Annotated in this window: 12 protein-coding genes; 4 read left to right on the forward strand and 8 right to left on the reverse strand. The window is 71.4% G+C overall.

From position 1 onward, the window contains the following. Positions 1 to 64 precede the first annotated feature (64 nt). The 4 genes from N4G70_RS18435 to miaA all read right to left on the reverse strand — a co-directional run bounded on the left by N4G70_RS18435 (position 65) and on the right by miaA (position 4,894). Complete coding sequence (locus tag N4G70_RS18435; RefSeq protein ID WP_261713743.1) at positions 65 to 2,149, reverse strand: bifunctional (p)ppGpp synthetase/guanosine-3',5'-bis(diphosphate) 3'-pyrophosphohydrolase; 2,085 nt, start codon at positions 2,147 to 2,149, stop codon at positions 65 to 67. Between the two features lie 195 nt (positions 2,150 to 2,344). Further along, positions 2,345 to 3,208, reverse strand: a complete 864-nt coding sequence (gene dapF / locus N4G70_RS18440) for a diaminopimelate epimerase (protein ID WP_261713744.1) — start codon at positions 3,206 to 3,208, stop codon at positions 2,345 to 2,347. Between the two features lie 61 nt (positions 3,209 to 3,269). After that, positions 3,270 to 3,848: a hypothetical protein gene (locus N4G70_RS18445; protein WP_399035947.1), complete on the reverse strand. Its 579-nt coding sequence runs from the start codon at positions 3,846 to 3,848 to the stop codon at positions 3,270 to 3,272. A gap of 107 nt (positions 3,849 to 3,955) precedes the next feature. Next, entirely contained in the window at positions 3,956 to 4,894 is a 939-nt protein-coding gene (miaA, locus tag N4G70_RS18450; protein ID WP_261713745.1) for a tRNA (adenosine(37)-N6)-dimethylallyltransferase MiaA, read from the reverse strand. 182 nt (positions 4,895 to 5,076) lie between these two features. On the opposite strand from miaA, the gene N4G70_RS18455 reads away from it, so the two are divergent. Beyond that, positions 5,077 to 5,364, forward strand: a complete 288-nt coding sequence (locus tag N4G70_RS18455) for a hypothetical protein (RefSeq protein WP_261713746.1) — start codon at positions 5,077 to 5,079, stop codon at positions 5,362 to 5,364. 183 nt (positions 5,365 to 5,547) lie between these two features. Here the strand turns inward: N4G70_RS18455 and N4G70_RS18460 are convergent, their stop codons facing one another. Next, positions 5,548 to 6,249 (reverse strand): class III extradiol dioxygenase subunit B-like domain-containing protein, encoded by a 702-nt coding sequence (locus tag N4G70_RS18460; RefSeq protein WP_261713747.1) that lies wholly within the window; start codon positions 6,247 to 6,249, stop codon positions 5,548 to 5,550. 67 nt (positions 6,250 to 6,316) lie between these two features. Beyond that, a complete protein-coding gene (miaB, locus tag N4G70_RS18465; RefSeq protein WP_261713748.1) occupies positions 6,317 to 7,804 on the reverse strand; it encodes a tRNA (N6-isopentenyl adenosine(37)-C2)-methylthiotransferase MiaB in 1,488 nt (495 codons plus the stop codon). A gap of 69 nt (positions 7,805 to 7,873) precedes the next feature. Between miaB and N4G70_RS18470 the strand changes: the two genes are divergently transcribed. After that, on the forward strand, positions 7,874 to 8,869 hold the full coding sequence (locus N4G70_RS18470; protein ID WP_261713749.1) for a TAXI family TRAP transporter solute-binding subunit: 996 nt from the start codon (positions 7,874 to 7,876) through the stop codon (positions 8,867 to 8,869). 39 nt (positions 8,870 to 8,908) lie between these two features. Here N4G70_RS18470 and N4G70_RS18475 read toward each other — a convergent pair whose 3' ends face one another. Continuing rightward, a complete protein-coding gene (locus N4G70_RS18475) occupies positions 8,909 to 10,312 on the reverse strand; it encodes an ATP-binding protein (RefSeq protein ID WP_261713750.1) in 1,404 nt (467 codons plus the stop codon). 15 nt (positions 10,313 to 10,327) lie between these two features. Further along, positions 10,328 to 11,029: a response regulator transcription factor gene (locus N4G70_RS18480; protein ID WP_261713751.1), complete on the reverse strand. Its 702-nt coding sequence runs from the start codon at positions 11,027 to 11,029 to the stop codon at positions 10,328 to 10,330. Between the two features lie 294 nt (positions 11,030 to 11,323). Between N4G70_RS18480 and N4G70_RS18485 the strand changes: the two genes are divergently transcribed. Both N4G70_RS18485 and N4G70_RS18490 read left to right on the forward strand, forming a co-directional pair. Then, positions 11,324 to 12,109 carry an amino acid ABC transporter ATP-binding protein gene (locus N4G70_RS18485; RefSeq protein WP_261713752.1) on the forward strand — a complete coding sequence of 262 codons (786 nt, stop codon included), beginning with the start codon at positions 11,324 to 11,326 and terminating at the stop codon, positions 12,107 to 12,109. Between the two features lie 204 nt (positions 12,110 to 12,313). Then, on the forward strand, positions 12,314 to 13,234 hold the full coding sequence (locus N4G70_RS18490; RefSeq protein ID WP_261713753.1) for a glutamate ABC transporter substrate-binding protein: 921 nt from the start codon (positions 12,314 to 12,316) through the stop codon (positions 13,232 to 13,234). The last annotated feature ends 16 nt before the right edge of the window (positions 13,235 to 13,250 follow it).

The following is a 13,250-nucleotide window of genomic DNA, read 5'->3' on the forward strand; positions in this document are numbered from 1 at the left end:
GCACCACCGGGCCGACTCGCGTGGGGGCCACTCGAACGGGGGTGGTGAGCGGGGCGGTCCGGCGTCAGCCCGCGGCCGCCGGATGCTGGGCCCGGCTGACGTCGTAGACGCCCGCGACGTCCCGCATGGCCCGCATGAGGGCGGGCAGCCCGGCGGCGTCGGGGAGTTGGAGGGTGTAGGTGTGCCGCACGCGCTGTTCGCTGGGGGGCTCCACGGTGGCCGAGATGACGGCCGCGTCCGCGCCGGCGATGGCTTCCGTGAGGTCGGCGAGGAGGCGGGGCCGGCCGAAGGCCTCGGCGACCAGGGTGACCCGGCAGGCGGCCGTGTCCCCCCAGCGCACCTCGACGGGTGCTCGCCCGACGGCCTTCATGCGGGCGACGGCGGGGCATTCGTGACGGTGGACGGTCACCGCGGCCCCGCGGACCGGGAAGCCGGTCACCGCGTCGGGCGGAACCGGGGTGCAGCAGCCGGCGAGCCGTACGGTCACATCGGGCAGGTCGGTCACCGCGTTGGTGGCGCTGCGCCGGTCGGCCGGCACGTTGACCTGGGGGCGCGGCGCGGCCGCCGGCACCTTGCCGCCCTCGGGGTTGGCCGCGAGCCAGCCGCTGATCGCGATCCGGGCGGCCGGGGTCCTGGCGTGGTCGAGCCAGTCGCTCGAGGGCCCCGAGGTGGCGTCCTGGGCCAGCAGGAGCTGCACCGTGTCGCCGTCGTTCAGGACCGTACTGAGCGTCGCGAGGCGGCCGTTGACGCGGGCGCCGATACAGCCGTGGGCGACCTCGCCGTACTGCGCGTACGCGGCGTCCACACAGCTCGCCCCGGCCGGCAGGACCAGGGTGTGGCCGTCGGCGCAGAAGACGGTGATCTCGCTGTCCCCGGCGAGTTCCTCGCGCAGGGACGACCAGAAGGTGTCGGGGTCGGGGGCGTTCTGCTGCCAGTCCAGGAGCCGGGAGAGCCAGCCGGGCCGGGTGGGGTCCTCGCGCTCGTCGCCCGTCTGCTGCGTTCCGTCGCCGATTCCTCCCGCATAGGGGTTGCCCAGCGCGATGACCCCGGCCTCGGCGACCTTGTGCATCTGGTGCGTGCGGATGAGGACTTCGGCGACCTCGCCGCCCGGGCCGACGACGGCCGTGTGGAGCGACTGGTACAGGTTGAACTTGGGTGAGGCGATGAAGTCCTTGAACTCGGAGACGACGGGCGTGAAGCAGGTGTGCAGTTCGCCCAGGACCGCGTAGCAGTCGGCGTCCTCGGCGACCAGCACGAGCAGCCGCCCGAAGTCGCTCCCGCGCAGCTCGCCCCGCTTGAGCTGCACCCGGTGCACCGACACGAAGTGGCGCGGCCTGATGAGGACTTCGGCGCTGATCCCGGCCTCCCGGAGCACCCCGCGCACGCCGTCGGCGATGCCGGTGAGGGGGTCGACGGTGCCGGAGTTGGCGGCGATGAGGATCCTGGTGCGTTCGTACTCCTCGGGGTGCAGGATCGCGAAGACCAGGTCCTCCAGTTCGGACTTGAGGGCCTGCACGCCCAGGCGTTCGGCGAGCGGGATCAGCACGTCCCGGGTCACCTTGGCGATCCGGGCCTGCTTCTCGGGGCGCATCACGCCGAGGGTGCGCATGTTGTGCAGCCGGTCGGCGAGTTTGATCGACATCACGCGTACGTCGTCGCCGGTGGCCACCAGCATCTTGCGGAAGGTCTCGGGTTCGGCGGCGGCGCCGTAGTCGACCTTCTCCAATTTCGTGACGCCGTCCACCAGATAGGTGACTTCCGCGCCGAACTCGGCCCGCACCTGATCGAGCGTCACCTCGGTGTCCTCGACCGTGTCGTGGAGGAGGGAGGCGGTCAACGTCGTTGTCTCGGCGCCCAGTTCGGCCAGGATCAGGGTCACCGCGAGGGGGTGCGTGATGTACGGCTCGCCGCTCTTGCGGAACTGGCCGCGATGGGAGGCCTCGGCCAGGACGTACGCCCGGTGCAGCACGGCCAGGTCGGCGTCGGGGTGGTGGGCCCGGTGGGCGTCGGCGACGTGGCCGATGGCGTCGGGCAGCCGGTCCCGGGAGACCGGGCCGAGCAGTGCCGCGCGGCCCAGTCGGCGGAGGTCGATCCGGGGGCGGCCGCGACGGCGGCTCTGAGCACCAGGATTCGTGGCCTCTGCACTCATGGGGTACCTCCGGCGGCATCGACCGGCGGTGGAGGGACTGGCGTGCCCCCTTGGACCGGTGCTTGATGCTACCGACCCCACCACGTGGCGCAGTCCCGCTCTCGCCCAGCGTGAACCGGATCACCCATTCGAGCGAAGGTTTTGGCCATGAGCGTTTCGGCCCCGGCCGTTTCGGTCAGAGCCGGGCGGCCTCCGTCAGCCGGCCAGGAGGGCCGGGTCGACGACACCTTCGGCGACGATCACCGCGGGCCCGGTCATCTCGATCTCGCCGTCCGGGTACTCGGTGATGACCAGGGTCCCGCCGGGAAGGTCGACGGTGTACGTGGCCGGGGTGCCGGTGACCGCGGGGTCCACGCCGTCGCGGCGGGCGGCGGCGACGGCGACCGCGCAGGCGCCGGTGCCGCAGGACAGGGTCTCGCCCGCGCCCCGCTCGTGGACCCGCATCGCCACATGGCCGGGGCCGCGGTCCACGACGAACTCGATGTTCACCCCGTCCGGATAGACGGCCTCGGGGCTGAACGGGGGCGCCGAGCGCAGTTCCCCGGCGTGCGCCAGGTCGTCCACGAAGGCGACGGCGTGCGGGTTGCCCATGTTCACGTTGCGCGCGGGCCAGCTCCTGCCGTCCACGCTCACGGTGACCCCGGCCTCGGGAAGCGCGGCACGCCCCATCGAAACGGTGATGTCGCCGCCCTTGGCGATGTGCACCTTCTTGACGCCGCCGCGGGTGGCGACGGCCAGGTCGCCCTCTTCGGCGAGCCCGGCGCGCACCAGGTAGCCGGCGAAGACGCGTACGCCGTTGCCGCACATCTCGGCGATGCTGCCGTCGCCGTTGCGGTAGTCCATGAACCATTCGGCCTCGCCGGCCATGGCCTTCGCCTCCGGGTGCGCCGCGCTGCGCACCACGTGGAGCACCCCGTCGCCGCCGATCCCGGCCCGGCGGTCACAGAGCCTGGCGACCGCGGACGCCGGCAGGTCGAGGGCGTTGTCCGGGTCGGGAAGGATCACGAAGTCGTTCTGGGTCCCGTGACCCTTGAGGAAGGCGATCGGCGAAGTGTTCACGCGTCAATCGTACGGGGGCACACCGACAGCCGGACGGGACACCCCGCACGGTCGGCCCCGCTCAGCGGAGCCGGGCCACCCGCCAGACGGCGAGCGCGACCAGCACCCCGGCGACGCCCACATACAGGGCCAGCACCCGCCAGTCCGGGCGTTCCCCCGAGCCCCTGCCGGGCAGCCCGGGCCAGGTGTGGCCGACGCGGCGCGCGGCCATCATGCCCCAGCCCGCGGCGCAGCAGCTGATGAGGAGCCCGAGCATGGCCACGACCGGCCCTCCGTCGCCGAATTCGAAGGCGAGGGGGAAGGCGAACATGAGCGAGCCGAGCGCGGCGAGCATCACGATGGGGGCGAGCTGCCAGATCCTGAGGCGGCGCTGCGGGCGCAGTTCGACCTCGACCTCACCGCCGTCGGCGACCGCCCCGACGGAGCCGTCCTCCGGCCCGTCCGGGCTCAGCCCCGAGGCGCCGAGCGCCGCGGAACCGAGCGCCGAGGGCGGCGAATCCGCGGCGCGCACGCCGTCGGCGGCGCTCTCGGCGGATTCCGCTTGTGCGGGGTGCGGCACCACGCAACCGGGGTCCGTCGAGCCGGGACGCGCGGTGTGCTCGCGCGATCCTTGCTCTCTGTCTCGAGGGCCGGCCTCCATCGCCACGCGCCCTCCCAACTCGGACTCCACTGGTCGATCGACGTTTGATGATGGCACGGGCAGCGGTGCCGCAATGACCCGCGGAGCGTCCCGATGCCATCACGTGATCAGGCTGTGACCGCTCGTTCGACCAACGCCAGCGCCTGGCGCGGGAGTTCCGCCCGGTCCTCCATCGCGCCGCTCAACCAGTGGACGCGGGGATCGCGTCGAAACCAGGAGTCCTGGCGGCGCGCGAAGCGCTTGGTGGCGCGCACCGTTTCGGCGCGCGCCTCGTCCTCGGTGCACTCACCGGCGAACGCGTCGAGGATCTGCTGGTAGCCGAGGGCGCGGGAAGCGGTGCGCCCCTCGCGCAGTCCGTGCTCCTCCAGAGCTCGCACTTCGTCGATGAGTCCCGCTTCCCACATCCGGTCGACGCGCACGGTGATGCGTTCGTCGAGCTCCGGGCGGCCGACATCGACGCCGATCTGCACGGTGTCGTACACCGATTCGTGGGTGGGGAGGTTGGCGGTGAAGGGGCGGCCGGTGATCTCGATCACTTCGAGGGCGCGGACGATGCGGCGGCCGTTGCCGGGCAGGATCGCACGGGCCGCCTCGGGGTCGGCGGCCGCGAGGCGGGCGTGCAGCGCACCGGGGCCGCTCTCCTCCAACTCGCCCTCCAGGCGGGCGCGCACCTCGGGGTCGGTGCCGGGAAAGTCGAGGACGTCGAGCGCGCCGCGCACATAGAGTCCGGATCCGCCGACGAGGACGGGGGTACGCCCCTGGGCGAGCAGGCGGTCGATCTCGGCGCGGGCGAGTTTCTGATAGGTCGCCACGTTGGCCGGTTCCGTGACGTCCCAGATGTCGAGGAGATGGTGCGGGACGCCGCCGCGCTCGTCGGGCGTCAGCTTGGCGGTGCCGATGTCCATCCCCCGGTAGAGCTGCATGGAGTCGGCGTTGACGACCTCGCCGCCGAGCTGCTGGGCGAGGAAGACGCCCAGATCGGACTTTCCGGCCGCTGTCGGACCGACGACGGCGATGACCCGCGGTGCGGGAGCTGCACTTCTCACGTTCACAGTCTCGCAAACCTCGGGGCTCGTCCTCGAACGAGCTACGTGACGGGGCACGGCCGGCTTCGTTGCCTGTTGCGAGGTTCCGAACGCCGGTTTGCCGACCGGTGCCGCCGGGCGACGCAATGAGGCGCTCCGGTCGGCACGGGATTTCGCCCACACGAGCACGCTATGGAGTAGATATGGGCGTTTTTTCAATGTTTCGCCGTAAGGCCGAGCAGGCCGTCGCGGAGTCGTCCGAGGGCGCGAAGGCTGAGACGCCGACGGCCGAGCCCGAGGCCGGGGGCGAAGGCGGGACCGCGGCCGAGGCCCCGGCGGCCGCGGCCCAGGAGGCGTCCGAGGGCGTGACGGAGAGCGGAGCGACGGCCCAGGGTGCCGAGCCCTCCGCTGCCGAGGGGGTCGACATCCCCAAGCAGCAGTCGGCCGAGGCGGCGGCGGACAGCGAGGCCGGCGAAGGCGCGCGCAAGTAGTCGCGCGGGCAAGGCGCCCCACACGTTCCCCGGACCTCTCGTCCCACCGGGGACACAGGGGCGGCGCCCCGCTCGCGTCCGCGTCGTGAACCACGCGCGCCGGAGGGCCGTGGAACAGCTTCTGTTCCACGGCCCTCCGGCGTGTTCCGGCGAGAGGCGGGGAAAAAGCGCCCCCGCCGCGTTTCAGGACCAGACGCCGACGAAGTAGCCGACTCCGTAAGGCGCTTCCTCATGGAGCAGCCGTCCCGCGAGGCCGGCGCCCCGGCCCGCGCCGGCCAGCACCTGCCAGGCCGCGCGTCCCGCCGCCTTCAGCTCGTACGCCAAGCCGTCGTCGAGGCCCAGCAGGGTGGGGATGTCGGCGGAGCCGAGAGCGGCCGAGGCGACCTCGTCGAAGCCCGCGGCCCGCTCGTCCAGGTAACCGGGCGCCTTGAGGGTGCGGCAGGCGCTGCCGTCGCCCAGGACGAGCAGGGCGACCCGGTCGGCCCGGGCGGCGAGTTCCTCCCCCGCAGCGGCGCAGAGCGAGGGTTCCAGCCGCTCGGCGACGGCGAGCCCCTCGACGGGCGCGTCCGCCCACCCGGCCCGCTCCAGAAGCCAGGCGCCGACCGTCAGGGACAGCGGAAGCCGCTGCGCCACCGGCCGGCCCGGGCCCAGGCGTACCGAGACGTCCACGCCGAACGCGGCGAACGAGCCGACCGCGCCCTGCCGGTAGGAGCCGCCCTCCTCGGCGGGGCCGACCACGACGAGGAGGTCGGGCCGGGACGCGGCGAGCACACCGACGGCATCGGCGCAGGCGTCGCGTGCCGCGTCGAGTTCCGGCGCGGCACCGGCGGCCACCTCGGGCACGAGAAGCGGCGGACAGGGACAGAAGGCGGCGGCTACGAGCATGATCCGCAGCCTAGCCGCGTTCCGGCGGCCCGGCCCCGCCGCCCGGTGCGGCGGCGGGGAGACGGACTCAGAGGACCGAGCAGCCGCCCGTGGGCTCCGGCAGCGGCGCCGGGACGCCGATCGAGGGCAGGCCGAGCAGCACACCGGCGGGCTTCTTCGCGGGCTCGGCGTTGCGCTTCTCCCAGGCGTCTCCCGCGCGCGTGCGACGCACGCCGTTCGTCGGGCCCTCGGCGAGGAGGTGGTGCGGGGCCGCGTAGGTGATCTCCACGGTCACCACGTCGCCCGGGCGCACCTCCTGGTCCGGCTTGCTGAAGTGGACCAGACGGTTGTCGGGGGCCCGGCCGGACAGGCGCTGCGTGGAGCCGTCCTTGCGGCCCTCGCCCTCGGCGACCATGACCTCCAGGACCCGGCCGACCTGCTTCTTGTTCTCCTCCCAGGAGATCTCCTCCTGAAGGGCGGATAGGCGCATGTAGCGGTCCTGCACGACCTCCTTGGGGATCTGCCCCTCCATGGTCGCCGCCGGCGTTCCGGGGCGCTTGGAGTACTGGAAGGTGAACGCGTTCGCGAAGCGGGCCTCGCGGACCGTGTGCATCGTCTGCTCGAAGTCCTCCTCGGTCTCGCCGGGGAAGCCCACGATGATGTCGGTGGAGATCGCCGCGTGCGGAATGGCGGCGCGCACCTTCTCGATGATCCCGAGGAAACGCTCCTGCCGGTAGGAGCGGCGCATCGCCTTGAGGACCGTGTCCGAACCGGACTGCAACGGCATGTGGAGCTGCGGCATCACGTTCGGGGTCTCGGCCATGGCGGCGATCACGTCGTCCGTGAAGTCGCGCGGGTGCGGCGAGGTGAAGCGGACCCGCTCCAGACCCTCGATGCTCCCGCAGGCGCGCAGCAGCTTGCTGAAGGCCTCGCGGTCCCCGATGTCCGAGCCGTAGGCGTTGACGTTCTGCCCAAGCAGCGTGATCTCGCTGACGCCCTCGCCGACGAGCGCCTCGATCTCGGCCAGGATGTCGCCGGGCCGGCGGTCCTTCTCCTTGCCGCGCAGCGCCGGAACGATGCAGAAGGTGCACGTGTTGTTGCAGCCCACCGAAATAGACACCCAGGCCGCGTACGCGGACTCCCGCCGGGTCGGCAGCGTGGAGGGGAACGCCTCCAGGGACTCGGCGATCTCGACCTGCGCCTCCTCCTGGACGCGGGCGCGCTCCAGCAGCACCGGCAGCTTGCCGATGTTGTGCGTGCCGAACACGACATCCACCCAGGGGGCCCGCCGCACGATGGTGTCGCGGTCCTTCTGCGCGAGACAGCCGCCGACGGCGATCTGCATGCCGGGCCGCTTCGTCTTCATCGGGGCGAGCCTGCCGAGGTTGCCGTACAGCTTGTTGTCGGCGTTCTCCCGCACCGCGCAGGTGTTGAAGACGACGACGTCGGCATCCCCGTCGGCGCCCTCGGGCGCGCGGACATAACCGGCTCCCTCAAGGAGGCCGGACAGCCGCTCGGAGTCGTGGACGTTCATCTGGCACCCGTAGGTGCGCACCTCGTAGGTCTTCGCACTCATCTCGCACACCAGGGTACGGGGCCCGCCACCCCCTGGTCCTCGCGGGCGATGAACTGGCAGGATCCAGCCATGCTCCCCGCCCTGTCCCGGCCCGGCCGCCGCCGCGCCCTCACGGCCGCCGCGGCCCTCGCGGTGGTCCTCGGGCTGCTCCTGTGGTGGCTGACGCCGTTCGGCGGCCGGGCCCCCGCCGGGAAGATCGACTTCAGTACGGGCGTACGCACCGGGGTCTACCAGCGCTACGGCGAACTGCTGCAACAGGCGCTGGCCAGTGATCTGCCGGACGTCCACGTCAACCTCCGCACCAGCCAGGGCTCCCAGCAGAACCTCCAGCGCCTGGCCGACGGCATCTCCGACTTCACCATCGCCACGGCCGACTCCGTCGACAAGTTCCGCAAGGACAACAGCCCCGGCGCGGACCGGCTGCGCGGCTGCGCCCGGCTGTACGACGACTACGTCCAACTGGTGGTGCCCCAGGACTCGACCGTGCGCTCGGTCGCCGATCTGCGGGGCAAGCGGGTCGCCGTCGGGCAGGAGGGCTCCGGGGTACGGCTGCTCGCGAGCCGGCTGCTCCCGGCCGCCGGGCTGGATCCGCACAACGACATCACGTCCGTGTCCGCGGGCATCGACACCATGCCCGACCTGCTGCGGAACAAGCAGATCGACGCGTTCTTCTGGTCCGGGGGGCTGCCCACCACCGCGGTCCTCAGGCTGTCGGAGTCCTACCCGATCCGGCTCGTGCCGCTCGCCGGCCTGGTGTCCGCCCTGCACAGGGCGGACGGCAGCACCGGCTACTACCGGGCGGCGACCATGCCCGCCGACGCCTACCCCAAGGCCCAGCGGGGTGTGCCGGTGCCGACCATCGCCGTGGCGAACCTGCTGGTCACCACGGACCGTACCGACGCGAACCTGACCGAGGGCTTCACCCGCACGGTGATAAACAGCCGCGACCGGATCGGCCGGGAAGTCCACGCGGCCCAGCTCGTGGACCTGCGGACCGCGATCTACACGGACCCCTTGCCGCTGCACGACGGGGCGCGCGACTACTACCGGTCGGTCAAGCCCTGACGAAGGAGACCCGGCGACGCGCGGGAGCTCCGGGGCCGCTCACGGCTCCGGCTGCGTACGCGGCACCGTGACGGTCACGCGCAGACCGCGCGGCTCGTGGTGGCCGAAGGCGATGGTGCCCCCGCCGGCCGCGAGCAGGGCGCGGGAGATGGAGAGGCCGAGGCCGGAACCCTTGACGTTCTGGTGACGGCCCGCGCGCCAGAAGCGGTCGCCGACCCGGCCCAGTTCCTCGTCGGAGAGGCCCGGGCCGCGGTCGGTCACCGTGACGCAGGTCCTGGAACCCTCCACTCCGACGGTGACCCGCACCTCCTCGCCCGCCGGGGTGAACTTCAGCGCGTTGTCGATGACGGCGTCCAGCGCGCTGGACAGCGCCACCGGGTCCGCCCAGCCGGTGGCGGCGCCGGCCCCGTCCGCGAGCAGCCGCACGCCCTTGTCCTCGGCGAGCGGCCGCCAGGCGGCGACGCGCTCCCCCGCCAGCGCCCCGATGTCGGTGAGCTGGAGGTCGGCCGCGGCGTGTTCGGCCAGCGCCAGACCCAGAAGGTCGTCGAGCACCTGGGCCAGGCGCTTGCCCTCGGTACGCACCGAGGCGATCTCCTCGTTGCCCTCGGGGAGTTCGAGAGCGAGGAGTTCGATGCGCAGCAGCAGGGCGGACAGCGGATTGCGCAACTGGTGCGAGGCGTCCGCGACGAAGGCACGCTGCTGGTCCAGGACCTCCTCGACGTTGTCCGCCATCTCGTTGAACGAGCGGGCCAGCCTCTGGAGTTCCGGGGGCCCTCCGGCGGCCGCGACCCGCGAGTTCATGCGCCCGGTCGCGATGTCGTGGGTGACGGCGTCCAGGACGCGCACGGGCCTGAGCACCCAGCCGGTCAGCCGGAACGCCGCGCCGACCGCGAGCAGCATCGCCGCCAGCTCGCCCGCCGCGATGAGCAGCCAGCCGCGCAGGGTGTTGGAGCGCATGCCCCCGGTGGGCGAGTCGGTGACCACGACCGCGATCACATCGCCCTCGCGCACGACCGGCGAGGCCACCACCAGACGGCCCCGCTGCCACGGCCAGACCTGCGCCGGGTCGTGGCTGCGGCGACCGGCGAGCGCCTCGTGGAAGGCCAGATACCCCTGCCCCTTGGCGGGCACCTGCCACCCCTTGGGGGCGCTCGCCATGGCGCTGCCGTTGCGGAAGAAGACGCCCGCCTCGATCCCGTACAAGGAGGAGTAGCGCGCCAGCTCCTCCTCCAGGGTGGTGAGCCGCTCCGCGCTGTTGGTGTCGTTGCCGTCGGTTGCTGTGACGAACTGGGCCAGCGCGGCGAAGCGGGCCGTGTCGTCGATGCGGTCCACGACCACCCGCTGCTGCTGGGCGTGGGCCACGCTCAGCGCCAGCGGGAACCCGAACGCGACCAGGACGAGCGCGAGCAGGAAGATCAGGAGCGGGAGGAGTCGGGTGCGCACCGGGCTTCGCGGACCTCAGAGGGCGGCCGGCGCGACGAGCCGGTAGCCGACGCCGCGTACGGTCTCGATCAGCGCGGGCATCCCCAACTTCGAGCGCAGGGAGGCCACATGCACTTCGAGGGTGCGGCCGGTCCCTTCCCAACTGGTGCGCCACACCTCGCTGATGATCTGCTCCCGGCGGAAGACGACGCCGGGGCGCTGGGCCAGCAGGGCGAGCAGGTCGAACTCCTTGCGGGTGAGCTGCACGTCCTTGCCGTCGACGCTGACCCGGCGGGTCAAAAGCTCGATCCCCAGCCGCCCGAGCCGCAGTTCGGTGTCGGCCGACTCCGGCCGCGCACCCGGAGGCGGACGCCGGATGACCGCGTGGATACGGGCGATGAGTTCACCGGTGTCGTACGGCTTGACCACGTAGTCGTCGGCGCCCAGGTTCAGCCCGTGGATGCGCGAGCGGACGTCCGCACGGGCCGTCACCATGATCACCGGGGTGGCGGTGCGCTTGCGGATCTTGCCGCAGACCTCGTAGCCGTCCTGGTCGGGCAGCCCGAGGTCGAGCAGGACCACCCCGAAGGGCGGTTTGGCGCAGCGCTCGTCAGGAAGGAGGGCCTGGAGCGCCTCTTCCCCGCTGCGGGCGTGCTTCACCTCGAAGCCGTGCTTGGCGAGCACGGCGGACAGGGCTGCGGCGACATGGTCGTCGTCCTCGACGAGCAGCAGTCTCACGAGCCCCCTCCCTGAATGGCCGCCGGCCCTTCAGGGCCCTGGCACACGATGTTCATCGGCCGCATCACGGCACGTACCCCCGAATCCACGCCCATGGGCGCCACTTCGGTCAAGGGGGCGCCCGCCCCTGCGCATCATCCGTTACGGAGCCGGTATTGGGTGGAGCTACGCGCTCACCCAGCGTGCTTCCACGCAACCGGATCGTTATGCTCAAGTTCCGCTCAGATGTAATGACGCTGGTCACAACCGACCACTACGGTCCTCCCCAACCGAGGAGGACGGAGCAAGAAGCCGATGAGCGGAGTATCAGTGGCCAAGGGGACCGAGGACGCCGTACCCGCGTCGGGTGACCTGGTCGTGCTGAACAACGTCAACAAGCACTTCGGCGCGCTGCATGTGCTCCAGGACATCGACCTGACCATCGCCCGTGGCGAGGTCGTCGTCGTCATCGGGCCCTCAGGGTCCGGGAAGTCCACGCTGTGCCGCACCATCAACCGCCTGGAGACGATCGATTCCGGAGCGATCTCGATCGACGGCAAACCGCTGCCCCAGGAGGGAAGGGAGCTGGCGCGGCTGCGTGCCGATGTCGGCATGGTCTTCCAGTCGTTCAACCTCTTCGCGCACAAGACGGTGCTGGAGAACGTCATGCTGGGCCAGGTGAAGGTCCGCAAGGCCGACAAGCAGACCGCCGAGCAGAAGGCCCGTACGCTGCTCGACCGGGTCGGCGTCGGCACCCAGGCCGACAAGTACCCGGCACAGCTCTCCGGTGGCCAGCAGCAACGCGTGGCGATCGCACGGGCGTTGGCGATGGACCCGAAGGTGATGCTCTTCGACGAGCCCACCTCGGCGCTCGACCCCGAGATGATCAACGAGGTCCTCGAAGTCATGCAGCAGTTGGCGCGGGACGGGATGACCATGGTCGTGGTCACCCACGAGATGGGCTTCGCCCGCTCGGCGGCCAACCGCGTCGTCTTCATGGCCGACGGCAAGATCGTCGAAGAGGCAACGCCGGACCAGTTCTTCAGCAACCCGCGCAGCGACCGGGCCAAGGACTTCCTGTCGAAGATCCTGCACCACTGACGACTGCCGCCCGACTGCCGCCCGACGGGCGCCCGGCCGCCGTTCCGGACCGCCGGGGCTGCCGGTGGTGGACGGCCGGTGGATATCGGCTGACAGATGACAGAGATCCGATGTCAACTGGCTCTTGTCAACTGACCATCAGCGCCCGGCAGTTGTCGGCCGACCGATGACGACCACAGACCAACGACGCAAGGAACCTTCGCCATGATGCTCCGCAAGTCCGCCGCCGTCGCGGCGATCGCTGTGCTCGCCCTGACCGCGACCGCCTGTGGCGGCAAGTCCGGCTCCGCAGGTGACAAGCAGTCCGCCCAGCCGGGCGCCGCCGACGCGCCGAAGCTGCCGTCGTACACCGTCGCCTCGAACGTCACCCTGGACTCGCCGACCTTCAAGGCGGCCAAGGAGCGCGGCAAGCTGATCATCGGCTCCAAGGCCGACCAGCCCTACCTCGGCTTCGAGGACCAGTCGACCAAGGAGCGCTCCGGCTTCGACGTCGAGATCGCCAAGATGATCGCCGCCGACCTGGGCTTCAAGCCCGACCAGATCGAGTGGAAGACCGTCGACTCCGGCGTCCGTGAGACGGCGATCTCCAAGGGCCAGGTCGACTACTACGTCGGCACCTACACGATCAACGACAAGCGCAAGAAGCTCGTCGGCTTCGCCGGCCCGTACTACAAGGCCGGTGCCGACCTGCTCGTCCGCAAGGACGACACCTCCATCACCGGCAAGGACGCCGTCAAGGGCAAGAAGGTCTGCTCGATCGTCGGGTCCACGCCGCTCCAGGAGATCAAGAAGCCCGAGTACGGCGCGTCCGTCGTCGAGCTGTCCAAGTACTCGGACTGCGTGCAGCAGCTGCTGTCCAAGCAGGTCGACGCCGTCACCACGGACGACGCGATCCTCAAGGGCTACGCCGCCAAGAACTCCGGCAAGCTCCGCGTCGTCGGCAAGCCGTTCACCCAGGAGCCGTACGGCATCGGCATGAACAAGGACGACAAGGCGCTGCGCGACTTCGTCAACTCCTCGCTCGAGAAGCACGAGCAGGACGGCACCTACAAGAAGATCTACGACGCCACGCTCGGCCTGTCCGGCTCCACCTACCAGGCTCCGCCGGCCGTCGCCCGCTACTGATCGACCCCGCTGGTGG

It is taken from the genome of Streptomyces sp. ASQP_92 (assembly GCF_025399895.1).
In the GTDB taxonomy this organism is placed as follows: domain Bacteria; phylum Actinomycetota; class Actinomycetes; order Streptomycetales; family Streptomycetaceae; genus Streptomyces.